Source organism: Erythrobacter sp. S227, from assembly GCF_057364925.1.
The window spans coordinates 1-25,485 of the sequence record NZ_CP200280.1; the positions used below are offsets into that span (position 1 = coordinate 1).

24 protein-coding genes are annotated in these 25,485 nt (G+C 57.8%); 9 read left to right on the plus strand and 15 right to left on the minus strand.

Translation table 11 applies throughout. The annotated features are described in order from the left end of the window. A partial coding sequence (locus AC0V6Q_RS00005) for a radical SAM protein (protein ID WP_486166397.1) occupies window positions 1-788 on the minus strand: 788 nt, incomplete at its 3' end. Between the two features lie 217 nt (window positions 789-1,005). Between AC0V6Q_RS00005 and AC0V6Q_RS00010 the strand changes: the two genes are divergently transcribed. Then, the gene (locus AC0V6Q_RS00010) at window positions 1,006-1,404 is read left to right on the plus strand and encodes a DUF1761 domain-containing protein (protein ID WP_486166398.1); all 399 of its coding nucleotides are present in this window, start codon (window positions 1,006-1,008) and stop codon (window positions 1,402-1,404) included. A 4-nt stretch (window positions 1,405-1,408) separates the two neighbouring features. On the opposite strand, the gene AC0V6Q_RS00015 is transcribed toward AC0V6Q_RS00010, so the two are convergent. The 4 genes from AC0V6Q_RS00015 to AC0V6Q_RS00030 form a co-directional block, all read right to left on the minus strand. After that, window positions 1,409-2,467, minus strand: a complete 1,059-nt coding sequence (locus tag AC0V6Q_RS00015; protein WP_486169209.1) for a potassium channel family protein — start codon at window positions 2,465-2,467, stop codon at window positions 1,409-1,411. 90 nt (window positions 2,468-2,557) lie between these two features. After that, window positions 2,558-3,313 (minus strand): 5'/3'-nucleotidase SurE, encoded by a 756-nt coding sequence (surE, locus tag AC0V6Q_RS00020; RefSeq protein WP_486166399.1) that lies wholly within the window; start codon window positions 3,311-3,313, stop codon window positions 2,558-2,560. Then, entirely contained in the window at window positions 3,314-4,594 is a 1,281-nt protein-coding gene (gene serS / locus AC0V6Q_RS00025) for a serine--tRNA ligase (protein WP_486166400.1), read from the minus strand. A gap of 56 nt (window positions 4,595-4,650) precedes the next feature. Beyond that, a complete protein-coding gene (locus tag AC0V6Q_RS00030) occupies window positions 4,651-5,484 on the minus strand; it encodes a hypothetical protein (RefSeq protein ID WP_486166401.1) in 834 nt (277 codons plus the stop codon). Window positions 5,485-5,565: 81 nt separating this feature from the next. Here AC0V6Q_RS00030 and AC0V6Q_RS00035 point away from each other — a divergent pair, with 81 nt between their 5' ends. Beyond that, window positions 5,566-6,243 carry a Fe2+-dependent dioxygenase gene (locus tag AC0V6Q_RS00035; protein WP_486166402.1) on the plus strand — a complete coding sequence of 226 codons (678 nt, stop codon included), beginning with the start codon at window positions 5,566-5,568 and terminating at the stop codon, window positions 6,241-6,243. On the opposite strand, the gene AC0V6Q_RS00040 is transcribed toward AC0V6Q_RS00035, so the two are convergent. The 3 genes from AC0V6Q_RS00040 to AC0V6Q_RS00050 are packed head-to-tail and all read right to left on the minus strand — an operon-like array spanning window position 6,218 to window position 8,720. Next, on the minus strand, window positions 6,218-6,955 hold the full coding sequence (locus AC0V6Q_RS00040) for a hypothetical protein (RefSeq protein WP_486166403.1): 738 nt from the start codon (window positions 6,953-6,955) through the stop codon (window positions 6,218-6,220). The genes AC0V6Q_RS00035 and AC0V6Q_RS00040 overlap by 26 nt on opposite strands. Window positions 6,956-7,008: 53 nt before the next feature. Then, the gene (locus AC0V6Q_RS00045) at window positions 7,009-8,487 is read right to left on the minus strand and encodes a sodium:solute symporter family protein (RefSeq protein WP_486166404.1); all 1,479 of its coding nucleotides are present in this window, start codon (window positions 8,485-8,487) and stop codon (window positions 7,009-7,011) included. Between the two features lie 20 nt (window positions 8,488-8,507). Next, window positions 8,508-8,720: a hypothetical protein gene (locus AC0V6Q_RS00050; protein WP_486166405.1), complete on the minus strand. Its 213-nt coding sequence runs from the start codon at window positions 8,718-8,720 to the stop codon at window positions 8,508-8,510. A gap of 221 nt (window positions 8,721-8,941) precedes the next feature. Between AC0V6Q_RS00050 and AC0V6Q_RS00055 the strand changes: the two genes are divergently transcribed. Together AC0V6Q_RS00055 and AC0V6Q_RS00060 are read left to right on the plus strand one after the other, a co-directional pair. After that, on the plus strand, window positions 8,942-10,141 hold the full coding sequence (locus AC0V6Q_RS00055) for a GGDEF domain-containing protein (RefSeq protein ID WP_486166406.1): 1,200 nt from the start codon (window positions 8,942-8,944) through the stop codon (window positions 10,139-10,141). A gap of 140 nt (window positions 10,142-10,281) precedes the next feature. After that, window positions 10,282-10,605, plus strand: a complete 324-nt coding sequence (locus AC0V6Q_RS00060; RefSeq protein WP_486166407.1) for a hypothetical protein — start codon at window positions 10,282-10,284, stop codon at window positions 10,603-10,605. Window positions 10,606-10,672: 67 nt separating this feature from the next. Here AC0V6Q_RS00060 and AC0V6Q_RS00065 read toward each other — a convergent pair whose 3' ends face one another. The 4 genes from AC0V6Q_RS00065 to sppA all read right to left on the minus strand — a co-directional run bounded on the left by AC0V6Q_RS00065 (window position 10,673) and on the right by sppA (window position 16,413). Next, window positions 10,673-11,614 (minus strand): winged helix-turn-helix transcriptional regulator, encoded by a 942-nt coding sequence (locus AC0V6Q_RS00065; RefSeq protein WP_486166408.1) that lies wholly within the window; start codon window positions 11,612-11,614, stop codon window positions 10,673-10,675. 23 nt (window positions 11,615-11,637) lie between these two features. After that, a complete protein-coding gene (locus tag AC0V6Q_RS00070; protein WP_486166409.1) occupies window positions 11,638-12,867 on the minus strand; it encodes an acetyl-CoA acetyltransferase in 1,230 nt (409 codons plus the stop codon). 21 nt (window positions 12,868-12,888) lie between these two features. Then, entirely contained in the window at window positions 12,889-14,343 is a 1,455-nt protein-coding gene (locus AC0V6Q_RS00075) for a carotenoid oxygenase family protein (RefSeq protein ID WP_486166410.1), read from the minus strand. A gap of 171 nt (window positions 14,344-14,514) precedes the next feature. Then, complete coding sequence (gene sppA / locus AC0V6Q_RS00080; protein WP_486166411.1) at window positions 14,515-16,413, minus strand: signal peptide peptidase SppA; 1,899 nt, start codon at window positions 16,411-16,413, stop codon at window positions 14,515-14,517. A gap of 203 nt (window positions 16,414-16,616) precedes the next feature. Here sppA and AC0V6Q_RS00085 point away from each other — a divergent pair, with 203 nt between their 5' ends. Both AC0V6Q_RS00085 and AC0V6Q_RS00090 read left to right on the plus strand, forming a co-directional pair. Beyond that, entirely contained in the window at window positions 16,617-17,651 is a 1,035-nt protein-coding gene (locus AC0V6Q_RS00085) for an aspartate carbamoyltransferase catalytic subunit (RefSeq protein WP_486166412.1), read from the plus strand. Next, the gene (locus AC0V6Q_RS00090; RefSeq protein WP_486166413.1) at window positions 17,648-18,883 is read left to right on the plus strand and encodes a dihydroorotase; all 1,236 of its coding nucleotides are present in this window, start codon (window positions 17,648-17,650) and stop codon (window positions 18,881-18,883) included. Before AC0V6Q_RS00085 ends, AC0V6Q_RS00090 begins: the two co-directional genes overlap by 4 nt. 123 nt (window positions 18,884-19,006) lie before the next feature. On the opposite strand, the gene AC0V6Q_RS00095 is transcribed toward AC0V6Q_RS00090, so the two are convergent. The 3 genes from AC0V6Q_RS00095 to AC0V6Q_RS00105 form a co-directional block, all read right to left on the minus strand. Continuing rightward, on the minus strand, window positions 19,007-20,305 hold the full coding sequence (locus AC0V6Q_RS00095; RefSeq protein ID WP_486166414.1) for an SPOR domain-containing protein: 1,299 nt from the start codon (window positions 20,303-20,305) through the stop codon (window positions 19,007-19,009). A 123-nt stretch (window positions 20,306-20,428) separates the two neighbouring features. Then, the gene (locus tag AC0V6Q_RS00100) at window positions 20,429-20,902 is read right to left on the minus strand and encodes a type II toxin-antitoxin system HicB family antitoxin (protein WP_486166415.1); all 474 of its coding nucleotides are present in this window, start codon (window positions 20,900-20,902) and stop codon (window positions 20,429-20,431) included. 5 nt (window positions 20,903-20,907) lie between these two features. After that, window positions 20,908-21,630: an AAA family ATPase gene (locus AC0V6Q_RS00105; protein WP_486166416.1), complete on the minus strand. Its 723-nt coding sequence runs from the start codon at window positions 21,628-21,630 to the stop codon at window positions 20,908-20,910. A 318-nt stretch (window positions 21,631-21,948) separates the two neighbouring features. On the opposite strand from AC0V6Q_RS00105, the gene AC0V6Q_RS00110 reads away from it, so the two are divergent. From AC0V6Q_RS00110 to bfr, 3 genes are all read left to right on the plus strand, one after another. After that, a complete protein-coding gene (locus AC0V6Q_RS00110; RefSeq protein ID WP_486166417.1) occupies window positions 21,949-23,061 on the plus strand; it encodes an SPOR domain-containing protein in 1,113 nt (370 codons plus the stop codon). Window positions 23,062-23,141: 80 nt separating this feature from the next. Next, window positions 23,142-24,464 carry a DUF418 domain-containing protein gene (locus tag AC0V6Q_RS00115; protein ID WP_486166418.1) on the plus strand — a complete coding sequence of 441 codons (1,323 nt, stop codon included), beginning with the start codon at window positions 23,142-23,144 and terminating at the stop codon, window positions 24,462-24,464. Between the two features lie 512 nt (window positions 24,465-24,976). Further along, window positions 24,977-25,456 carry a bacterioferritin gene (gene bfr / locus AC0V6Q_RS00120; protein ID WP_486166419.1) on the plus strand — a complete coding sequence of 160 codons (480 nt, stop codon included), beginning with the start codon at window positions 24,977-24,979 and terminating at the stop codon, window positions 25,454-25,456. Window positions 25,457-25,485 lie beyond the last annotated feature (29 nt).

The following is a 25,485-nucleotide window of genomic DNA, read 5'->3' on the forward strand; positions in this document are numbered from 1 at the left end:
AGCCCCTCTGCCATCAGCGGGATGACATGGTCGACATGCGGGTAAGGGTACACATAGTGCAGGCGGACCCACGGGGCTTTGTCTTCGGCGGTGCGCAGCTGACCAAGCTCGCGCGCGAGGTCAGTCATATGCGCGCGCACCTCGCGTCCCTTCCACTGGCGCGGATCATGCTTGGTATCTACGCCGTAAGCGGAGGTGTCCTGAGAGATGACAAGCAGCTCTTTCGTGCCAGCGGCAACCAGCTTCTCCGCCTCGCGCAGTACAGCATCAATCCGGCGGCTCGCCAGTTTCCCGCGAAGGTCAGGGATGATGCAGAAAGAGCAGGAGTGATTGCAACCTTCAGAAATCTTCAGATAGCTGTAGTGGCGCGGCGTCAGCTTGATATCCGGCTGCGGGATCAGATCCACAAACGGCCCTTGCGACGGGGGCGCATGCTCGTGCACGGCCTCGACAACTTGCTCATATTGATGCGCGCCAGTGACGGCGAGCACCTGCGGGTGAGCGGCACGAATGGCCTCTGCCTCTTCGCCCATGCAACCGGTGACGATCACGCGGCCGTTCTCGGCAATCGCTTCGCCGATAGCGGCCAAGCTTTCTTCCTTGGCACTGTCGAGGAAGCCGCAAGTGTTGACCAGCACCACATCCGCGCCCGCATAATCAGGGCTCATCGCATAGCCATCAGCGCGAAGGCGTGTGAGGATGCGTTCAGAATCGACCAGGGCCTTGGGGCAGCCAAGCGAGACCATGCCAACTTTCTTGGCATCAGGGAGAGTGGTGGTGTTCGACATGATTGCCGCGCCGTTACACGGGTTTTCACGCTTGCGCTAGAGCCCACCCCGCTGCGACTGAGCCTCACCTGCGGCTCGGCAAGTCTCGCTCCCCTCCCGCTTGCCCCTTGCTTTCGCGGGAGCAGGTACCGGGGTTGGGGGTGGGCCTGTCTTTGGGCTCGCTTTCCCAAGCGCACACCGCGCGCTACACTAGGCTACAGTTAGGGAGGGATCAGACATGAGTGACTTTGCATTGTGGCCAGTTTTGGCCGGAGCGGCCGCATTCTTTGTAGTGGGCGCGATTTGGTACGGCGTGCTTTTTGGCAAAGCCTGGCAAAAGGCCGCAGGGCTTTCTGATGAGGATGTGCAAACCGGCAATATGCTGGTGATTTTCGGGCTCACATTCCTGTTCGAGATGCTGATCGCGATGGTGCTGTGGCACTTGATCGCACGTACGGGCGCTGCGCCCCATGTCGTGATGATGATGTCGATCGGCTTTGCCCTCGGGATCATGGCACCGGCAATCGGGATCAATTACCTCTATCAACGCAAATCAGGCATGCTTTTTGCGATTGATGTGGGCCACTTCACCCTCGGCATGGCCGCCATGGGCGGGGTGTTCTTGCTGTTCCTCTAAAGGGTCAGCTGTCGCCGTTACTCTTGGAGTGGCCGCTGCCATTCCCGCTGCCATTCCCGTTGCCATTTTCGGACGGCACGATTTCGACGATCACATCGCCGGGTTGCAGGCTCTCGCATTCCTCTTCCCAAAAACCGATCGCGCGGCCATTGCGATAGATGCGAAGGCCCCTGCCACCCGTGCTAAGCTCGGTGATGGAGCAGCCGCATTCTTCTTCGGTAACGACCCGTTCGACCAGTTGGACCCGGCCTGAAACCGATGCCAGATCGGCGAGATATTCCGCAATATGCGCGCCGTTTGCGCTGCCTGCCAGAAGAAGCCCGGTAAAGCGCACCGGATTGATCACATTGGTGGCGCCTGCCTGACGGGCGAGCAATTCGTTATCATCCGCGCGCACAACAACGCTGATCGGTACTTTGGGAGCGAGGTGCCGCACGGTCAGCACAATCAGGATCGAAGTGTCATCGCGCCCTGCTGATACAAGGACGTTCTTGGCGGTTTCGATCCGCACCGCCTTCAAGGTTTCATCGCGGGTCGCATCGGCAGCTATGACGTTGACGCCAAGCTTTTCTGCCTCGCGCAAACGATCATCGCTGGGATCGACAACCACGACCTTTTCAGCCGGAGTGCCGCGTTCGATCAGCTCCTCGACACTTTGCGAACCTGATACGCCATAGCCAAGGACAACCACATGGTTCGAGAGCTTTTCCTGAATGCGGGCCATGCGCCATTTCTCCCAGCTGTGCTTGATGAAAAAGTTGTAAGTCGTGCCAACGAAAATGAACAGGACAAGGAAGCGTATCGGGGTAACGATCACCGCCTCTTTGAACCGCGCGGCTTCTGACACGGGGGCGATATCGCCGAACCCGGTCGTCGTGATCGAGATCATGGTGAAATACACAACGTCGAGGAAGCTGATATGGCCGTCGACATTATCGACCAGCCCCTCGCGGTCGAACCAATGGATCATCACCACGATCAGGATAAGGGCAAAGGCGGCCCCCAAACGCAAGGACACATCCGCCCAGACCGACAAACCCACCGCGCGGCGCAGTGGCCTCATGCGTTTTTGCACAGGGTGACGACCGCGCTGGCTCTCTCTGGGCCGCGAAAAGAACCTCTCGTTCTCGCGTTGTGCCATCGCTCGTCTGTTTTACCCCTCGAACCTGCCGGCAAGATTGTCGATTGTAGGGTAATGCGTCAAGTCGAGCTGGAGCGGTGTCACCGTCACAAATCGATCATCAATCGCTTCCAGATCAGTGCCATGGTCAAGCGTATGCTCGATCGGGTCGAGGCCAAACCAGAAATAGCGAAGCCCGCGCGGGTCGGTGCCTTCAACCACGCTGCCGCGTGAATAATCATGAAAGCCCTGGCGGGTGATACGGATGCCTTGAGCGTCTTTTGGCGGGAAATTCACGTTGAGGAATGTGCGATTGCCGAAGGGCGCATCAATCAGCGGCTTGATGACTTTGGGAGCCCACTCAAGCGCCTGCGCAAACTCCGCGTCCGTGCCCCGTGTTTCAGGCGAGATCACTTGGGAAAGCGCAATCGCGCGAATGCCAGCCAGCGCCCCTTCCATCGCCGCTGAGGCGGTGCCCGAATAGGTCACATCATCGCCTAGGTTCGCCCCGCGGTTGACGCCTGACAGGATGAGGTCAGGCGGGCTGTCGAGCACTTGGCGAAGGCCCATTGTGACCGCATCGGTTGGCGTGCCGGTGACGGCAAAACGCCTTTCACCAAACTTCTGGAGCCGCACGGGATGATTAAGGGTGAGCGAGTGGCCCGCACCCGATTGCTCTTCCGAAGGCGCGCATACCCAGACATCGTCGGAAAACTGCGCCGCGATTGCCTCAAGCACCTCAAGGCCAGGGGCATGAATGCCATCATCATTGGTCAGAAGGATACGCATCTATTGGGCCGGTTCAAGTTTGGTCACACCGCCCATGTAAGGGTGCAGCACCTCGGGCACCAGCACAGAGCCGTCCGCCTGTTGATAGTTCTCGATAATCGCGACCAGCGTGCGACCCACAGCAAGGCCGGAGCCATTGAGAAGGTGGAAATATTCGCTCTTTTTAGAGCCTTCGGGGCGATAGCGCGCATTCATTCTGCGCGGTTGATAGGTGCCACCATCAGAACAAGAGCTTATCTCGCGGTAAGCGCCTTGTCCCGGCAACCAGACTTCGAGGTCATAGGTCTTCATCATGGATGCGCCCATGTCGCCCGAACACAGCGCCATAACGCGGTAATGCAGCCCCAGCTTTTGCAGCAGTCCCTCGGCGATGCCAGTGATCCGCTCATGCTCTTGTGCTGCTTGTTCGGGCAACGCCGCAACGATCATCTCGACTTTTTCGAACTGGTGTTGGCGGATGAAGCCGCGCGTGTCGCGTCCCGCTGCGCCCGCTTCGGAGCGGAAACACGGGGTTAGCGCGGTCAGGCGCATGGGAAAATCGCTTTCGGCAAACAATTGCTCGCGGAAGGAATTGCCCAGCACCATCTCGGATGTGGAGATGAGGATGCGGTCATCCGTAGTCCAGAACAGGTCTTCGCCAAATTTGGGAAGCTGTCCCGTGCCATATCCTGCCTGCTCGTTGATCAGGAGCGGCGGATTGCATTCGGTAAAGCCATGTTCGCGCGTATTGGTGTCGAGCATAAACTGGCCCAGTGCCCGGTGAAGCCGCGCCATATCGCCGCGAAGGAAAGTGAAACGCGCGCCCGAAATCTTGGCACCCGTCTCAAAGTCCATACCCAGAGCCGGCGCCATATCGGCGTGTTCTTGCGGGGTGAAATCGAAGGTGGGCTTTTCGCCCCATTCGCGCAGATACTGGTTATCGTCCTCGTTCTCCCCATCGGGAACAGAAGGGTCGAGCAGGTTGGGGAGGGCAAGCAAGGCATCTTGCAATTTTGCACCCAATTCCCGCTCGCTTTCCTCAAGCGCAGGCATCGTCTGCTTAAGCTCGGCAACCTCGGCCTTCAGGCTTTCGGCTTTGTCCTTTTCGCCTTGGCCCATCGCCATACCAATGGCCTTGGAGGCTTCGTTACGGCGCGATTGCATCTCTTGCAGCCTGGTGGTGAGAACGCGGCGCTCTTCGTCAAGCGCAAGGATCTGCGCCGAAACGGGATCAATTCCGCGCCGGGCTAGAATGGCGTCAAACCCTTCCGGGTCGTCTCGGATCAAGCGAATATCATGCATGGGTCACGCCTATGCCCTCATCGCCCGATGATGAAAAGGGGGATTGAAAGCCCCGATCAGCTTGCGGCCAGCAGAACACCTGCCGAAGCGCCCGAGAGCGCTCCCTGATTGGCGTCAAGTACCTCGGGGCGAAGGACGCTCGGGTAGGCTTTGCCAAGAAGACCAAGGGCTGCCTCGATATCGCTGGCGAGGTCTGCGTCCTCGGCCTTGATGGCGTTAGCAGAGCGTTCGTAAGTGGCGGCGGCCACTTTGTAATAGCCATATCCGTCGAGATAGGGGCCGTACTGCGTGCCTTCGCTCGCCTGCGCGTACATGGCGACGGCGCGCTCGATCTGGTCGGCGATTACTCCGGCTGCGACTTTGCCTTCGCTTGCATCGCTTGACGGGGCCTTTGCTTCCGCTGCGCGAAGCGCCGCGATGATGGTATCGGTCCGGGCAGCGATATCATCAGCGCTCGCACCATCAAGCGCTGCCTGAGAGGCGGCCGAGAAGAGATCAGAGAAATCCTTGACCCCCTGGCTCGCGAACACCGGCTGCATTTCGAGGAGCACTTCGGAGACAGGGTGGGCGAACATTTCTGCACCCGCCTCGGTTTGACCCGCAGCATAGGCATCGCGGGCCGCGATCACATGGGCTTTCGCCACACCGAGCGCCGCGCCATAGACGACCGGATCATTGCCCGCCGCCGCGATCTCGACGCCGCCTTCGCCGCCCTCTCCGCCCGAGCCTTCGCCCGCCTCGCCGCCTTCACCTTCGCCAGCGGTGCCGACCACGGTACTCTCATCGCTTTGCCCCGCTTCGCCAGCCTCGCCCGAACACCCCGCAAGCGTGAGGCCCGCCAAAGCGGTCGCAACGCCAAGCTGGCTCCAGGTTTTCAATTCGACTTTCATTTACAGCGCTCCAAATCTATTCCTTGATCAAGCGCATAAGGGAAGCGATCCTTTTTGCAAACCATTATCAAGAGGCATTTTATGATCCTGAGTATCGCTGCCATTTCAGAGGCAGGTAAGCTCGACGAAATCCACGAGGGACTTTCCAAGCTGGAGTGGCAGGACGGGCGCGCCACGGCGGGCAAAGTGGCCTCGCGCGTCAAGGTCAATGAACAAGCCATCATGAGCAAACCGGCAGGGCGCGCGCTTCAGCAAATGCTTACGCCGTTGATCCTTGATCACCCGGTTGTAAGGGCGGCCGTGCGCCCTCGTCACATGTCATCGCTTATAATAAGCAAGACGATGGATGGCGGGCATTACGGCGCGCATGTCGACAATGCGCTTATGGGCAAAGGGGTCGCGCAGCTTCGCACCGATATGTCCTTCACCCTCTTCTTGAGCGATCCCGAAAGCTATGAGGGCGGCGAATTGGTGGTGCAATCAGCGGGCATGACGCAGACGGTTAAAGCGCCGGCTGGCAATCTTGTGCTGTACCCCTCGACCAGCATTCACGAGGTCAAGCCTGTGACAAGCGGCACACGCATTGTCGCAGTGGGATGGATCGAGAGCCAGATCCGCGATGCAGCTCAGCGCGAGCTTTTGTTCGACTTGCAAAATACGCGCAGCTCTTTGTCTGAAAAACTCTCGGCAGATGCGCCTGAGCTTTTGATGATCGATAAATCGATCGCCAACCTTATGCGGATGTGGGCCGGGCGTTAGCCTGCGCGCGCGGTTTGGCCACCCGCTTCGCCTGAAGCGTGAAGCCGATGATGAGCGACACGCCAACCGCGCTCGGCAAAGCCCAGACCAGCGGGTTGAACACATGTTCCGGAATATAGCGGATAAGGCCCACCGACATGAAAGCGGTGTAGGCGGAAATGCCCATGCCGATCAGCGCGCGGAAGTGTTCGCCAACGTATGAACGCGGGGCAGGCGCTGCCTTGCGCCAGATGTAGAGCTGCTGGATGCTCATCGCCACAATGCCCAGCACCGCGACCGCCATCATCAAGGCCTCGCCAATGGTGAAACCGTAGTAAAAGCAATAGGCCGCCGATGCGAGCACAGCGGCAATCACGAGTTGATAACGCGCGCTTCGCAATGCCTTGCGCTGGCGCGAATGCTTGACCACTGCAAGGCCATAGTCGGCAAAACCGATGGTGAGCAGGCCCAGATACAGCATCATCCAGCCGAACAGCCCATCAAACAAAACGCGGTCTGTGACAGAGGGTATGCGCTCTTCAGGTCCGTACAATGACAAAAGCGCCATCGCGACCGCAAGCGCGCCGGCACCGATAAAGCCATAACAACAAATGCGGCCCCAGCGCCTGTGGTTCTTTGCGCCTTTCCTGGAAACTATCGGCACCCAAAACGCGATCAGGCCGGTGAGCCCGGTGATCACATGAAAGACAACGAGAATCTCGAACAGGTGCATGGCCAAGTGTGTACAGAAATCTGGACTATTTGAAAATCCAGCGTGATTGACGCTTAGGTTGTTGCCCTTGTGAACCCTTCACTGTGGTCAGCAGCTTGCGGCTGGGTCAGCAGGCTCACAACGATCAGAACCGGGATATGGACCATAAGTCCCAGCATCCCTTCGTGCAGGTCAAAGGGCCTCAGATCATTGCCCAAATATCCGCTGAGGAAGAAGACGGCGGCGGTCAAAGAGCCGCTGGCAAAGCCTGCGATCACGCCCGCTGTGGTCGCACGTCCCCAATACATCGCGGCGACAATGGGCGGGGCAAGCTGGCAGATGATGCCATAAGCGGTGAGGAGCAGCACGACGAGCGACACACCCTCGACCACGGCAAAGGCATAGGCGAGCGCGCCGACAACAACCACAAGCACCTGAATCAGACGACGCCGCGCCTCGTCCGACATCTCTTTGAATGGTTTAACGCCGTCTTCGACTGTCACCGAGGCGGCGGCGTGCATCAATGAATCGCCCGTGGACATGCTGGCGGACAATGCGCCAGCGCAAAACAGGCCCACGACAACCGCCGGAAGCTCCGCGTTGAGGATCATGAACGGCAGGATGAAATCGGATGAAGGTGGAGCTTTGGGATAAAGCACTCCTGCAAACCCGATGAGAAACACCGGGATCAAAAACAGCTGAAACGTCGGGAACAGGACCACTGTGCGTCGCAAAGTGTTGTCCGAACGCGCGGTAAAGGCTTTCATAAACAGGTGCGGCCACATCATCAGGCCAACGGCGGAGACGATGATGGCACTCGAATACCCGCCCCAGCCCCAAGGCTCGCCCGATGCTGTCAGCCCTGGCATAGTCAAAAGCTCGGGCCGCTCTGCCATGATCTGCGTGAACATATCGCCCACCCCGCCATAAAGCGAAATCGGCAGATAGAGGCCGAGTGTCCACGCGATGGTGAGCATGAAAATGCCCTGAAATGTGTTGGTCCACCCCACCGCAGCAACGCCTGAAAACAGGACGTAGATGAGCACAATTCCATAGGCGACGAGAGAGCCTGCCCACAGCGGGATGTTCCCCTCTGTCACAGCCTCGATCACAATGCCCGCCCCGCGCATTTGCAGGGTGATATAGGGGATAAAGGCCAGCACAGTCAGAACCGCAATCATCAACGACAGGCTGCGCGACGGGAAGCGCCCGCAGATCAATTGCGCCTGCGTCACATAGCCGAATTTACGCCCCAAAGCGGCGGCCTTTGGCCCGAGGAAGAAATAAGGCGCGATGCCCAGCACGCCATAGCAAAGTATGTAAAATGCAGCCGCGCCCCGGCTATACGCCCAACCTGGCCCGCCCAGAAAAGCAAAAGCGCTGAAGATCGAAGCGCCCAGCACGAAATACATGACCAGAAGGCCAAAATCGCGGTCGCCCGCAACATAGCCGGCCACACTCTTCGACGCGCGCCTTCCCGACAGTAATCCGATGGCCAACGTGATGCCAAGATACGCCGCGATAACGGCTGCAATAATATGCCAGCGTTCCATCGCGACCTAGCTCCCGATTATCATTCTTCGGATCGCGTTTCGCTGACGTACAATGCGGCCAGCATGACCAACGCTACCGAGATCAGCACCGCGAGAACAAACAGGTTGAACGGCAAGCCCAGAACAAGCGGTGTGGCGGTGTTGAAAAGTGTGGCCCCCGGCCATGTCGTGGCCAACAAAAACAACAACAGATAGGATGTGACCCAAGCTCTCACTGCGTTTTTGCCCATCATGCCGCCCTCCTGTGCGCCCAACCTCGCAACAAGGTGTCTAACTGACAAACCCGCCGCATCAAGGCAATTCTCAAGACCCCGGACTAGTGCGTTTTATGCAAGTAAGCATGCGCTTTTTACAGGGCCTATGTTTAGAAACGGGACGTATCATTTTCTATTGAAACAAGATCATTGATGTTTGTCCGTGATTTACTTTAACACCCTCTTGTTAGGGAGTTTTTATGCAGATTGTCGCGGCTCTTGTGTGGCCTGCGCTCGCACTTGTATTTGCAGGAGCGTTCTTCGGCTTGTGGAACCTCGACCGGACGAGGCGTTACCTTCTGAGCTTTAGCGCCGGCTTTCTTGCATTGTTCATATCGATGACTGTGATCATTGCGTTCCCCGCGTACAAATCATCCTACTTGCTCGCGTTTCTTCACTCGCTTGCATGCATTAGTGTGATCGCGATTGCCTGGGGCGCGGTTGACCGGCTCAATCAAAGAATGCCGCTTTTGGCGATGAGCGTTTTGACTCTCATCTCGTGCTTGCTGCTGTTCCTAGCGCTCGAGAACAAGGATCACGAAGTCGCGCTTATCACCCAGAATGGCGCAAGCGGTCTTCTGTTCGGGATCGGGGCGGTCTCGCTCTGGATGGCCCGCTCGACGAACTTCCTCGATCGAATGCTGGTCTGGACACTGAGCCTGCTTTCAGCGTTCAGCATTCTGCGTCCCCTCTTGCTGTTTTATCTGCAGGTTGAAGTTGGGCCAATGGTTGAACGTGCTGTTGAGCTTAACGCCGTCAATCTTGTCGTGCTGACCGTTCTTACTGTGGTGCTGGGCATCATCCTTGTGACGATTGCGATCCAGGAAGCGATCGAGATCCGGCACGGGGCCGAGCGCTCTGATCCGGTGTCCGGCTTTCTTGATCAGCACACGTTTGAAAACAATTGCGAACGCGCACTGGTAAAGGCGCATCGCCTCGATATGCCGGTTGCAATCGCAGTGCTGCATTTTGACTGGTTTCAACAGGTAACGCAGAAATGGGGGGGCGATACCACCGACATGGTGATCCGCGAGATTTGCGACGTTGTGCGATCATGGCAGCGTGAAAGCGATGTGATCGGACGGGTTGCAGAAGACCAGTTCGCGATCCTCTTTGTCGGAATGGGCGCCGGGTCCGCTGAGAAAACCGTACGAAAGCTGAGGGATGAGGTTGACGAGGCGTGCAATGAGCGAATGAGCGGCCTGCTTAAATTCACCCTGAGCTCGTCAATTCTGGAGGCGCGGGCCGGGATGGGCTCCAAGGTGCTTATGCGCGATGCGCTCACCCCGCTTCAATACGCCGGAAAACTCGGGGCCAATATCAGCTTTGTGAATGGCATTGAAAAGCAGCACTACAGCATCGATAGTTCCACGGATGGAACCTTCGTGGCACACGGATAGTAGTTTGACCACGCGCTTTTTAGAAACTGACTGCCGGGTGCAAAAAAATGGAAAACGAGCCTGTAGGCCCATCTCACATCTTGAGACGACCCCGCAAAGCACTTTCCCAAGTTGCCAAGGGGATCGCGAAGGAACGACAAATGCGTTCCGATCATTTCGGTGACCGGGAGCTGTTTGGTGAGCCTGCCTGGGATATTCTCTTGCATATTTTTCAAGGGCATTGCGACGCGCAAGATGTCCCGATTCAGAGCATCGCACTTTGCTCAGGGCTCCCTATGACATCCGCCTTGCGCTGGCTCGAATTGTTGGAGCGTAAAGAGCTGGTCTTTGCCTATCACAAAGAGGATGGCGAGAACGCCAAGGCAGGGCAGATTTATCTGCGTCTTTCGTCTAAAGGGTATCAAGCGATGGCACAATATGTGGCCCGGATAGCGCAGTCTCGCCAGGCCAATAGCCGGTCCTGACAGGGAGCGGATTTCCGCGGCTGACCCGTTTCCCGATCACGATTTGCTTGTTCGCGGCGCGGTGGTTTCAGGCCAGCCGTACCGCTTGCGCCTTGAGCTCTTGTCCGCAGCTATCACAGCCCGCGATCAATCGAAGCTCTGCCCCGCATGTTTTGTGGTGCAGGATCAGCGGCGCGCCTTCTTCGGCGGCATAATACCGGTCACCCCATTGTTGGAGCATCAGCAGGATTGGCAGGTAATCGAGCGCCTTGCGCGTTGGATAATAGGCAAACCGGTCGGGCTTTGATTGATACACTTTGGCTTTCAGGAAATCGCGTTCCACAAGCCAGCTCAACCGGTCCGAGAGGATGTTCGATGCCATCGCGCTGTCAGCGAGCATTTCGTCAAACTTGTTGAGCCCGGTGAAGGCAGATCGCATCACAAGGCTGGACCAGCGGTCACCAAGGACCTCTGCCGCATCAGTGAAAAGCGTCACGCTGTCGGCAATGGCGGCCCGATTGCGGTTTTGGCGGCGGCGGGTGTAGGTTGGTTCCATCCAGCCAAGACCGGGCCCTTCCTGCCAGTCAATTTCTCCTGCTCGCACCTCCTCGCCGCAGTGGGCGCATTGGGGAACGGGTGTCGCCCGCTCACCGCAATCGGTGTGGATGATCTCCATCGGCAAAGCGGCGCTGCGCGATGACCACTTCTTTTCCCAGCGCAATAGCATCATCGTCATCGCGAACAGGGCGCGCCCCTTTTCCTCGAGCACAAACTCGAAGCGTTCCGGATGCTCGCTATATCGGGAGCGCCTGATGATGCCGTGGTAGACCAGTGATTTGAGCCGCTCTGACACGAGGGGCTTTGAAAGCGAGGTGCGGGCGCGGATTGTTTCAAAGCGAAGGTCGCCAAGCCAAATCAATTCAAGGATAAGCAAGGAGGGCACATCCCCGAATACCTCGAGCGCCCGCCAGATAGAGCAGGTGCGTACCATCCCTTTGGGTGGATCGCCCTGGGTGAGCGCTTCAATCATCTCGGGCCGGCCTCACACCCAAATTACACTCCGACCACGAAACTGCAATTGGTGGTGCCTGATCCACCCACGTTATAGGTTGCGACATTGCGCGCGCCTTCGACCTGATAGTCGCCTGCCTTGCCCGTGGTCTGTTTCATCGCATCAAGCAGCATACGCACGCCGGTTGCGCCGACAGGATGCCCTATTCCCATAAGGCCGCCAGAGGCATTGATCGGGATAGAACCGCCGGGGGCAATCCGGCCATCCTCGACCGCTTTCCACGCTTCGCCGGGCGCAGTGATACCGAAATGTTCGATCGCGACATATTCGTTGATGGTGAAACAGTCGTGCGTTTCGACAGCGTCAATTTGGGAGATGTCCGCAACACCGGCTCTGGTATAGGCATCGGTAATTGCTTTTCGCGTCCATGGCAGCAGGTATTCTGCGCCCTGACTTGCAACCAGTTTTGTGTCCATCAACATCGGCGCTGTGGTGTGGCCCCAGCCTTTGATTTGCGCAAGACTTTCCAATGGAATGCCGCGCGCATCGGCATAAGCTTTCGCCTTTTTGTGCGACGCCAGAACAATTCCCACCGCGCCATCCGTGATCTGGCTGCAATCCTGCCGCCGCATCCAGCCTTCGACCACGGGGTTCAACTCTTCGTCTTCGGCAAAATGTTCGTCAGACAAGGTCCACTTGCGGGTCTGCGCGTTCGGATTGGCTTTCGCATTGCCAAAGTTGATCCTCGCAATCTCTTTCAGGTGATCGTGCTTTAGCCCGTGGCGCGCATGATATTCCTCGGCCAGATCGGAGAACATGGCAGGCCAGACAAAGGTCGCCTCTTGCGCTTCTTTCCCGACCCAAACGGCCGCGCCCAAATGCTCGCTTGCGGTCTGGCCGGAGACATTGCGCATAAATTCAATGCCAAGCACAAGGGCGCAATCATATCGGCCCGCCTCAAGGTCAGCCATCGCAGCAAGAGCGGCAAGCGAGCCCGATGCACAGGCCCCCTCGTGGCGTGATGCAGGGACGCCCGCGAGGTCACGGTGCACATGCCCGAGAAAGCCGCCAAGCATCCCTTGCCCTGTGAAAAGCTCGCCCACGAAATTGCCGACATGCGCAACTTCGATCTCTTTCGGGTCCACACATGCCGATGAAAGCGTGCCTTCAACCCCCTCTTTGAGAAGGTCGAAAATGGACAGGTCTTCGCGCGCCAAATTGCGTCCGAAGTCGGTTTGGTGCCCGCCCAGGATGTAGATCGATTGTGACACGGAGAATTCCCTTCCTGCCCCTTACAGCTCGCTGCCTTGCGCCCATGTAGCATGGGTTCCGCTGCAAATGCGATGCGGAAGGATAATCTGGCAAACCGGCCCGTCTTCGATTTTTGCCGCATCAAAGATGACGCATTCGGAGCGGTCCAATTCCATGTCGGTCACAAAGCTGACGAGATAGCCGTCATCTTCCGAGGTCGCGTTCTTTCGAGGGATAAACGGCGTTTCGGACCCGAAGCGGCCTTGGCCAAACATCACCTTGGTCGCGGTGCCGGTTTTCAAATCGTGCTTGACCAGCCCATTGAACAGGAACCAGCCGGGCTCACCATGGGCGCTGTAAACATAGCGGTGCTCGCGCCCGTAAAATTCGGGATTGATGTTGCCAAACTCGACATGCTCTTCCTCGCACACGCGTTCCTCATGGGTTTCGCCTGTTTTGAGGTTGAAACGCCAGCGGTGGAGGTGCGGTTTGAGCGAATGCAGGTCGATCCCTGCGCCGATCAGCTTGTATTTATCGGGCATATGGTCGAGCGGCGCGGGCATCGGGTTCTTTTGATGATAGCCCTCCAGCACCACTTCATCGCCTTCTTCCCAGCAATTGGTGTAGTGAAGGACATATGTCGGTTCAGCTTCGAACCACATAATGTCGTCAGGCGAACCATAGCGCGGCAGCACCGCAAAGCGGGTTTTCATCGTTTTGTCGAACTGCGGGATGAAAAACCCGTTCTCCAGTGCTGCGGGAATTGGAAACAGAGGGAAGTCGTTGAGGATCGAGTAATTTTCCGAAATCGCCATGTCATGCGGCAGCCGTGTTCCGGGCAGATCAATCGGAATGTAATGCTTCAACTCATTGTCCGGCCCGACAACGCCGTAATGCATGTGCGGCGCTTTATCGCCGTAATTGAAGAACATCAGTTCACCGGTTTTATGATCCAGTTTCGGGTGCGCTGAAAGGCCTTCGACCGGGGTCCAGTCCTCAATGCCCAGCGTATCGAGGCTTTCTGGATCGAGCAGGTAGCCGTCCCCGCATTGCCAGAATGTCGAGAGGATCTTGCCATTCCTCACCAGCACATCGGTCGAAGAGCTATCGCGCATGTGCGAGCCAATGCCGCAGCCGGGCCGTTTTGACTTGGCAGGTGGCATAATGAAGCCTGCCCACAATGCCTCACCCGCTTCGGCTTCCGCTTCGAAGCCTTTGGTGCGGATGAAGCGGTTTTTGTACTCCGCCTTTCCGCCCGAAAACCGCATCATATGGAGCATGCCGTCACCATCAAACGGGTGATAGAGGCCAATGGGTTGGTGGACCGGATTTTCTGTATTGCGAACGTAAATCCCGTCAATATCGGCCGGGATGGTCCCGATCACTTCCATGTCAGAGGCGTCATATTCCTCGTAATTCGGGGTCCAGGCGCCGTTCAAATAGGGATGATCGTCCTGCTTTAGGGTCGACCGGATACGGTTCGTTATTTGGTTCATCGCGGTGGGGTGTCCAATAGTAGGTAACGTTATGCAAGTCATAGATTGCATAACGAAACTGTCAACGCGAAATGGTACACTGGCGCGAGGCCGGTTGGACTATATGAGATGTCTTGAAAGCGGGCAGCTCAGCGGGAGGTGCTCACCCCGCCGCTGAGCTTTGAACCCGTGTTAATCAGAGAACCACGAACCGATGAGCTTTGTCAGAGTAGCGCCTTCGCCAGCGTTCAGGGGTCGCACATCAGCGGGGCATTCAAGGCAGTAGGCTTGCACCCCTTGTGTGCCGGTGAGCATCTTTGCATCGCTCACCATCTGACCCAGCAACACTTCGCGTTGACGCGCGGTCATGGCGAACAGATCACCACCACGCGAAGTCACAGCCGGAGCAACCGCATTGGTGACAAGCTGGCGGATGAGGCTGTCGTAACCACCCGGCGCATTGCCAAGGAACATCGCGCTCCAGTCATCCTCTTCAAGGCCCGCTTCCGAAGCGACCCATTGCATTGCATCTTCAAGGCCGCCGAATTGATCGACAAGGCCAAGCTGGCGCGCAGTGCCGCCGTCCCAGACGCGCCCCTGAGCAATCTGGTCGACCTTGTCCGTGGTCATCCCGCGCGCTTCGCCCACAATCGTGAGAAAGTCGGTGTAGGTGTCTTCGACGCCGGCCTGAAGGATCGCGTCGAGTTCAGGGGAGAAACCGTCAACCAGATCGGGCTGGCCTGACAATGGCGTCGTGCGGAACCCGCCTGCGCTTACCCCGATTTCGTCGGCTGTGCCTTCAAAAGTCGGGATGACAGCGAATACGCCGATGGAACCGGTGATCGTTTCAGGCTGGGCAAAGATGCGGTCGGCCTTTGTCGCGACCCAATACCCGCCGCTTGCTGCGACATTGGCAAAGGAGACGGCGACCGGCACGTCCTTGTCTGCGCGGTATCGTTCGACCGCCTGGCGGATGTCTTCAGATGCGATTGCAGAACCACCGGGGGAATCGACACGCACCACAAGACCTTTGATGTCATCATCGCTCAGCGCCTTGTCGAGCAGTTCGACAATGCGTGCACCGCCTGCTGTGCCCGGACCTGCGTCCCCGTCAACAATGACGCCTGCAACGGTCACAACCGCGATCTTGTTGCTGGATGATCCTGTTCCCGGACCAACATCGGCAAGATAGGGCGCAAAGTCGCTTTTGGCATAAGTGCCGGGCTTTTCGTCAAAGGCATCCTCGCCCACAATTTCTGCGACGTGTTTGCCGAACTCGACGCGGGTGCCGATTGTATCGACAAGACCAGCATCAAGAGCCGCCTTAGCCAAATCGCCCGAGGAGGCTTGCACCCACGCGACGGGATCAGTGGTCACACGGTCAAGATCGAGCGACGGGCGCGCTTTCTTGACGTTGGCCTGCCATTCTTCCCAAAGCGCACCGTAAAGCGCGGCAAGGTTTTCTTGGCTGGCATCTGATGGGCCATCCAGCAGGTACGGTTCGACGGCGGACTTGAACGTACCCACGCGGTAAACCCGCACGTTGACTTTCAACTTTTCAAGAAGGTCGGCGTAATAAAGCCGCGCACCGCCCGGGCCAACGATTGTTGCCCCGCCCATGGGGTCGACCCAAACCTCGCTTGCGTGCGATGCCAGATGCATATGGTCATCGCCATAGCCCAGCGCATATGTGAGAACCGGCTTTTCCGCTTTGCGCACACGGTCCATTGCATCGGCTATGGATTGCATATGAACCTGACCACCTCCGATAAAGGCGCTCATATCCATAACAACCGCTTTTACGCGGTCATCGCTTGCTGCGGCATCCAGAGCACGGACAAGGTCGCGTGCCTGAAGCTCTATGGGAGGAGCGGTCCCGCTCAGCAGGGTAGTGAGAGGATCAACCTCGCTTTTCTCTTCCACGACATATCCGGTCATGTCGATGAAGAGCGCACCTTCGCGCACCTGACCCGGGTTGGGTGTGGCCGAAAGAATGCTGAACAGCGCGATAAAGAAAAGCAGCATGAAAACGAGGACCAGGCCGTCCTTGATCCCGACAATGATTTTCCATGCCTTACCCAAAAAGCTCATTTGAATTCCTTGTATGCGTGACGCGAGATCAGTCTTTGCTGAAAAACGCCCTTGCGACCGTTCCAGTTCCCCCGAAACAAAACCACTGAAACAAAGCCCCTGAAAACACCACTGCAACATAACCACGCATTCGTAAACTTCTAGGGGAGGGGACCGATCATGGGTTGAGCGCCTGACCTCACTCGACTAAGGGCTTGGCTTTAATGAACCAGACACCGCAATCCAGCGAGGGCCTCTCACTGAGCTCGGGACGCTTTCCCGAAGGCCGCCTCGCTTTTCCCCACCGCGACCTTACCGGTATCAGCCAGCTTGAACGGCACGAGATCCTGTACCTCCTTGCCTCGGCGCAGGAGTGGGTGGAGCTTAACCGGGGCCGCAACAAACGCGTTGAGCTTTTAAGCGGGCTCACCATCATCAACGCCTTTTTCGAAAACTCGACCCGCACGCTTCTCAGTTTCGAGATAGCGGGCAAGAGGCTTGGCGCGGATGTGGTCAATATGCATGCGGCGCAATCGAGCGTGAAGAAGGGAGAGACGCTGATCGATACAGCGATCACCCTCAATGCGATGCGCGCCGATGCGATTGTCATCCGGCACGGGTCAAGCGGTGCGACGCAGCTGATCGCGGACAAGGTGGATTGCCCTGTCTTGAATGCTGGCGATGGACAACACGAACATCCGACACAGGCGCTGCTCGATGCGCTGGCATTGCGTCAGGCGTTGGCCGCACGCGGGGAGGCGAGCGAAGACTTCACCGGACGCACGATCCTCATCTGCGGAGATATCCTCCACAGCCGTGTCGCGCGCTCGAACATCCTATGCCTGCAGGCGATGGGCGCGAAAGTGCGTTTGTGTTCGCCGCCTGCTCTAATGCCGCAAGGGGTGGAGATGATGGGGGCAGAGGCCTTCCATGATTTTGATGCAGCGCTTCAGGGAAGCGATGTCGTCATGATGCTGCGTCTGCAAACCGAGCGAATGTCGGGCCAGTTCATTCCGTCAGCACGCGAATATCACCACCTTTACGGCCTTACCAAAGAACGCCTTGAGCGGGCCGCGCCTAATGCTCTGGTGATGCATCCGGGCCCGATGAACAGGGGTGTGGAGATCGACAGCGACGTTGCCGATATGCTCGACCGGTCGATCATCACGAGCCAGGTCGAAATGGGCGTTGCCATCCGCATGGCGTGTCTCGACATTCTGACGCGCGCAGGGCGCGGTGTTGAGGGGTGGAGCGCATGAAGCAGGTTCAGCCAATTACACTCACCCACGGCAAGATTGTCACACCCGATGGCATCGTCGAAGGCGCGCTTCGCTGCGTTGACGGAATAATCGAGGCGATTGGCGCAGATGTTGCCGCGCAAGAGAGTGACCGGGTCATTTCGGCCAAGGGCAAACTTGTCGCGCCCGGTATCGTCGATTTTGGCGTCTTTGCAATCGACAAGCCTGCTTTTCATTTCGGCGGCATCACGCGCGCAGCCTTGATGCCCGATCAATCTCCGCCGCTCGATTATCCGAGCCGCGTCAATTACATCGCGAAAAGCGGGAAACCGGACCTTTGGGTCCATCCTCTGGCCGCTGCCACACGGGGACTTGAGGGCGAGCAGCTGGCCGAGATCGGCCTTATGCGCGAAGCTGGCGCCAGAGGCGTTGCAACGGGCCGAAAATGGATCGGTGACAGCGGTGTGATGCTGCGCCTGCTTCAATATGCCGCAATGCTAGACCTTGTGGTTGTGACCCATGCCGAAGATGCGGCGCTGGTCGGCGATGCAGCCGCGACTGCGGGCGAATATGCAACGCGCCTTGGCCTGCCAAGCGCGCCTGCCGAAGCCGAGACACTGGCGATTGCCCGCGATATTGCTCTGGCAGAGCTTAGCGGCGCAAGGCTGCATTTCCGGCAAGTGACAACCAAAGCCGGATTTGATCTGGTGCGCGCAGTTAAAGGACGCGGTGTAGGTGTGACTTGCGGCATAACGCCTGCTCATTTCATGCTGTCAGACCTCGCCACAGCGGATTTCAGAACCTTTACCAAACTCTCGCCTCCTTTGCGAAGCGAGGCGGACCGGCAAGCGGCGCTCGAAGCGATTGCGGATGGCACCATCGATGTCATCTCAAGCGGACACGATCCGCGCGGGGCAGAGGACAAGCGCCTGCCTTTCTCCGACGCAGAACCGGGCATGGCGGGCGCTGAAACGCTGCTGGCGATGGTTTTGGGACTTGTGCGGGACGAGGTGATCGACCTGTCCAGAGTGTTCGAAGTGCTCGCGGCCAATCCTGCAAAACTGCTCGGTGTACCCGCTGGTGCGCTTGAAAAGGGGCTGGAGGCTGATCTGGCGATTGTCGATCCCGACGCGCCTTGGGTCATTGATCGCCGCAAAATGACGGCCACGCGCGACAATACGCCTTTCGACATGCAAGGTGTGCAAGGCCGCGTCAAAGCGTTGATCAAAGGCGGCGTCGCAATCGAAAGCTGATACTGGCGGCGCATTTCCCGTGAGCTAAAAAATACCCCCGGAACCGGAGCGCTGAGGCCAAGGTTCCGAGGGTAGTTTCGCTGAAGCTTGTTTGAGCGCTAAAGCGGGGGGAATGTGTTCGCCTTAGCGGGCCGCAACGCGGACGTCGCGTTTAACGGCGCCTGCTGGCGGGCTGGACTTTGCATAAGCAAAGCAACCGCCGCCCGATGCTTTGACCGAACCACACATTGACCTTGCAGAGCGTGCGCCAAATCCGGCAGCAGCAACACGGAAGAACGTGCGGCCGTTTACCTTGGCTTCGGTGATGACAACCTCATGCCCTTTGAGCGCAGGGAAGCGGCGTTGGAATTCGCCCCATTTTTGCTGAGCGACCTCGCGGCTGTCAAAAGAGCCAAGCTGGATGCGGTGTGTATCGGCTGAACCTGTGGCAGGTGAGCTTGCACGGCGCGGCGCGGCACTGGCACGTTGAGGCGCAGGGCGGGCTGCAACGCTTGGAGCGGGCGCTGATACGGGAACTTTTTGAACCACCGCGTTTGAAACAAAGCGCGGACCAGCAGGTGCTGCTGGGCGAGGTTTGGCAACAACAGGTGCGGCTACTGGCGGTGCAACCGAAGCTGCCGGAAGCACTGGATCGGCAACAGCAAGGGCTGGAGCCGGTGCTGCCACTGCAACAGCTTTTGGTGCAGGCGCAGGTTCTGCCTCTGCAAATTGTTCGGCCTCTGCGACCATTTCTTGCTGGGTCGGGAAGTTTACAAGCGCAAGGTGCTGTGGCTGACCGCCGTCATTGACAGGGTCAAGACCAAGCAGCTTTGAAACACGAAGCATGTGATCTTCGGGACGTGCGCTCGATGCCCAATCCGAAAGGCGCGCGTCGAGTTGATCCGGTGGCACATCTTCAGAAGCCATCACGCGGGCGGCACGCCAGTTACCGGCAAGCGCATACGCATAGGCAAGGTTCTGACGAGCCTTTGGCGATGCGTTGCCTTCACGGATCGCGTCGACAAGAATTTTTACGCCGCGATCCGCTTCGCCTGCGAGCGCCAGGGCAAGGCCAAGGTCTGCGCGCGGAATGGAGTTCTGACGCGCTTGAAGTTCGCGTACCGCATCGCGGTTGTTGCCGTTGGCGGCTTGAACAAGTGCGTAGCTGAGAGCTGTACGACCGCGTGTGTCGCCCAGTTCAATCGCTTCGCCAAATGCGGTTGCGGCTGATGCAAAGCGGCCTGCCTCAAGATAGGCGGTGCCAAGTGTTGCACGATATTCGGGGTCACGCGGTGCGGCCAGAACAGCAGCCTCGGCATAGGAAATTGCCTTGTCGACTTTGCCGTCTTCCAGAGCGCTTTGTGCTTTGTTGAAAGAAACCTGAGCCGGCGGCGCAGATGAGGTACAGCTCGCAAGCGCAAGGCTCGCAATGGCTGTTCCCAAGATCAAGCCAGCTTTCGGGCCGCTCGTACGGGCGGATGGTGCACCTAAGTAACTGCGAGCCATTTCTGTTTCCCCTAATTTAATCATGTTCGTTCCCGGCTTATTGAGGCCAAGGGTTAATATTCAGTTGCGTTTCATGCGTTTGGCGAGTGCGTCGAGATCTTCGATCTCGCTGAAAAGTGTATCAATCGCCTGAGTGACAAGTGCTTGCGCGCTGATGCCGTGCATGGTCGCGGCAAGGCGCAATTTCAGGTGCCGGTCCGCGTCAAGGCGCAGGGTAAACGCGGCTCTCCGAGCAGGTTTTGCAGCCTTCTTTGCAACTGGCTTGGATTTTTTTGCAGGAGCGCGCTTCTTGGGTTTTTTCGCCGATTGCTTTGGCGCAGGAGCGTCATCTTCGCGAGCCTCGCCCATGTCGTTCCAGCCGAGGTCTTCGAGCTTTTCGGCATCGACCAAAGCCATATCCGGCAAAGGTGCAAGTTGCGGGCGCATCGCTGGTTTTGCTCCGCCTTTGCGAGCGAGCAATGTGGGTCCAAGCGAGGCGAAACCGGCATCGGATCCGGTTTCGGGGGACCCATTATCGGGAAGGGCGCGGCCCATCTGGGTTACTGCGCCACACGGCGGCCAAAGCCGCCACCTGGACGTTGCACGCCATTAGCCTGTGCCTGATGGCCAGCGCCTGGTGATGCGAAGACAGTCCGACGGAAGTTTTTCTCGAGCCGGTCCGAAATGTATTTCCACAAAGCGGTGATTTCGGCCGAGCTTCGGCCTTCCGGTTCAACTTCCATCACGGTGCGGCCATCAATCATAGAGGCTGCAAAATCCGTGCGGTGGTGAAGCGTGATCGGAGCAACAGTGCCATGCTGTGACAGGGCAACCGCGGCTTCTGAGGTAATCTTGGCCTTTGGTGTCGCGGCGTTCACAACGAACACCAACGGTTTGCCTGCGCGTTCGCACAGGTCCACTGTCGCGCCAACTGCGCGCAAATCGTGCGGGCTGGGGCGGGTGGGTACAACGATCAGCTCGGCAACCGAAATGACCGATTGGATAGCCATTGTGATCGCGGGCGGCGTATCGATGACAGCAAGCTTGAAACCTTGTTGGCGCAATACGGCCAGATCGTTTGCAAGACGCGAGACCGTGGTTTGCGCAAAGGCAGGATATTCCGCCTCGCGTTCATTCCACCAATCGGCAAGCGAACCTTGCGGGTCGATATCGATAAGCACGACCGGGCCAGCGCCAGCTCGCTGCGCTTGTACGGCCAGATGCCCGGAAAGAGTCGTCTTACCCGATCCGCCTTTCTGCGATGCCAGAGCTAGTACACGCAAAACCGGTCCCCCTAAAATGTGACCAAAAGAAATGCCGCCTGATTGCGGCTCTTGGATTACGTGGATCGCAGACTACCCCTAATTTAGAGTTAACAGCCGCTCGCCTTCGATCACGCGATTGGCGGTCCACTTGCGGGTTTGGGACATTGGTCATGCGCTAGATTGAAAGCGCGCAGAGCAGCATTCTGGCTGGCACCGAGTTCTCACCAGAACTTCGTGAACGGAATGATAACCATTAAGGCGCTAGAGAAACCTCGATTAACTCCGCGCACGTGCAGACAGGTGCATTGCGCAAAGCAGATGAGGAGCCCCGACGCTATGGCACAAAGCACTGACATCAAACCGAGCTTTCTTCGTTTTGTAACGGGAATGGGGACTGCGGCTGCTGCATTGATGGCTGCGCCGGTTCTGGCTGACGTTAAACAGGGCGTCGATGCCTGGAGCTCGGGCAATTACGCAGCAGCTGTGCAGCAATGGCAGATGCCTGCGGCTAACGGAGATGCCGATGCGCTGTTTAATCTGGCGCAGGCATATCGCCTTGGCCGGGGGGTTCCTGCCGACATTAACCGGGCGCGCGAACTTTATGCAGAAGCGGCGCAAAAAGGTCATGTGAAAGCGGCCGACAACTACGGCCTCCTGCTTTTCCAACAAGGCGAGCAGGCAAGCGCCATGCCTTTAATCAAGGATGCAGCAGAGCGCGGTGATCCGCGCGCGCAATATATTCTGGGTCTTGCCCACTTTAATGCCGACTATGCACAAAAGGACTGGGTGCGAGCCTATGCTCTTTTGACGCTCGCAAATGGAGCTGGCCTGCCGCAAGCGGCCAACGCGCTTAAACAGATGGACCAATATGTGCCGATCGAACAGCGCCAGATGGCGCAATCGGTCGCGCGTGAGTTGGAAGGCAAAGCAACACAGCGTCGCAGCGCCGAGCTTGCCGCGCTTGATCTTGGATCACCGGGCAGGAAGACTTCGGTGCGCACTAACCCTGCGTCTGCCGAGACCTCTGCCCAACCTCGCCCTGCTTTTGTCGAGCGTGCGCCGCGAGGCAATGCGGTTATGACGCAGCAGGTTTCGGCAACGCCAGTGTCAACTGCACCTGCGCCAGTGACTACACCTGCACCAGTGACTACACCTGCACCGCAGCCGGTGCGTGTCGCGCAGCCGGTTGCCCCTGCGCCTGTTCCGTCCGCAACCCGCAATGGCAATTGGCGGGTTCAGCTTGGCGCATTTGGCGTGAAGAGCAATGCAGACCGTCTGTGGTCGACGCTTCAATCAAATCCGGCGCTTTCCGGCACCAGCAAGGCTCTTGTCCCGGGTGGCAATGTCACGCGGCTACAAGCGGTGGGCTTTTACAGCCGCGCCGAAGCACAACGCGCCTGCGACAGCCTGAAGCGCCAGGGCCAAGGGTGCCTCGTCAAGGCTCCATAAGCGTAACACCGCTTCTCCCCTCTTCCCCTTGTCTGCGGCGCTGCTAAGGTTCGCCGTAAACCGGGATCAGGGAATCATGTATGACGGCATCAAGTGGCACAGGTCAGGACATCGACAGTGCTGACGCGGGGGTAATTGAACCTGCCGCCGACGTGACAAATGCCGTTCCCGCTGCTCCCGTGGCTCAAGGCGACCGGATCGAAACGCTCGATTTCATCCGCGGGATTGCCGTTATGGGCATTCTTGCAGCGAATATCGTTGCGTTTGGACAGCCCTTTAATGCTTACACCTATCCGGGGGCCTGGATAGGGCCATCAGGTGATCCCGACGGATGGCTCTGGGTTGCGCAGTTCGTCACAATCGATGGCAAGATGCGGGGGCTTTTCACCCTGTTGTTTGGTGCTGGGATGTATTTGTTCATGGAGCGGGCATGGGCGCGCGGGGACACAGCAAAACTCCAGGCGTGGCGATTGTTGATCCTGCTAGTGTTCGGATATGTCCACTTCCTCTTTATCTGGATGGGCGACATTCTGGCGATGTATGCCCTGATTGGCCTTCTCGCCCTTACTTGCATCGGTTGGAAGGCAAAGACACAGCTTGCTGTGGGACTAACGGGCTATGGCTTTGGCGCCATGGTCTCTTTGCTTTTCTCGTTTCCCTATTTCGTGACCAACACAAAATTGGGAGAGGCCGAGGGTATGGACGAATTGAAGTCCGAGTTTCAGAAGGCCATCAAAGAAGCCTTAGCCGACGATAAAATCATCACCGGCTTCAAAACGTCCGGCGATTATCTGGGCCTCGTTCAGCACCGTTTGAGCGATGATTGGTACATGCCGCTCGCCAATTCGGCGATGTTCTTTCTCGAGACATTTCCGCTGATGCTTCTGGGTATGGCGTTGTACCGGCTTGGCTTCTTCAGTGGCGCGTTGAAACGGGGCAAAATGATTGCATGGGGATGGGCTGGCCTCTTTGTTGGCGCTGGCGTTACCTTGATGATCGGCCTGATCGCAAAAGGCTCAGGGTTCGATTACTGGGCAAGCAATTCCGCCTTCCTTGCATGGAGTCCGCTTCCACGCCTCGCGATGGTTCTGGGGCTGGCTGCGCTGCTGGTCGCCTATTCCCCCGCTTGGGTGGGTTGGTTTGCGACACGGGTGAGGGCTGCGGGGAGGGCGGCTTTTACCAATTACCTCGGCACTTCCGTCGTGATGCTGTTCGTGATGCACGGTTGGGCGCTTGGCCTGTTCGGTGAGCTTACCCGGCCTCAGCTTTATCTTGTCACGCTGCTGACCTGCGCTTTGATGCTGGCATGGTCAAAGCCGTGGCTTGATCGCTATCGCTATGGCCCGCTCGAGTGGCTGTGGCGGTGTCTCACCTATCGGCGGGTCTTCCCAAACAAGCGATAAATCACGCACGCAAGCCGGCGCGGGTGTGGGTAAAGGCGTTCATTGCGCACGATTTGACTTGCTATTGCGATTAATTCGCATATCTAGGTGTTGCAAACGCCTCGCAGGAGAGATTCGGAAGCCTATGTACACTTGCATTTGCAACGCTATTCGCGAAACAGACTTACGTGCAGCTGCGCAGAAGACTGATGGCTGTGCCGAAACGGTCTATGCAAGCCTGGGCAAAAAACCAAATTGCGGGCAGTGCCTTGAGAAAGCTCAGAAAACTATCGAGGAAGAACGCGCATTGGTCGCAAGCCTCGATCCGCGGCGCAAACTTTGCGAAGAAGTCGCATTATAAGCCGCTAATACGCAATTGCGAATGGGTCGCAACCACCTGTTTTTAAAAGAAAAAATTGCTCGAACCCCTTGCGCATGCATGGGGGCCGACTCTATATGTGTGTTCAACGAGAGTCAGCATTGATCTGGCTCAAACGCTTTTGACCCCGCACACTAATAGAGGACTTTAACCCATGAAGGGCGATCCCAAGGTAATCGAATTTCTGAACAAGGCTCTCACCAACGAGCTGACCGCGATCAACCAATATTGGCTGCACTACCGCGTCCTTGACGATTGGGGCGTGACCAAGCTTGCCGAATATGAGCGCAAAGAATCCATCGAAGAGATGGAGCACGCCGACAAGCTGGCCGAGCGAGTGCTGTTCCTCAACGGCCTTCCCAACTTCCAGGCGATCCACAACCTTCGCGTTGGCGAGACGGTGCTCGAAATCCTCAAGGCCGATATGGCTTTGGAAGAAGACGCTATTCCCCTGCTGCGTGATGCAGTCGAGTATTGCGAAAGCGTGCGCGACTACGTCAGCCGCGACCTGTTCGCGATGATCCTCGACAATGAGGAAGAGCACGTCGACTTCCTTGAGACCCAGTTCGACATGATCGAGCGCATGGGCCTCGAAAACTATGTGCAGCTAAATTCAAAGGCTGTGGGCGAATAACGCCGAGCGGCGCAGCTCAAGCAGTCCTA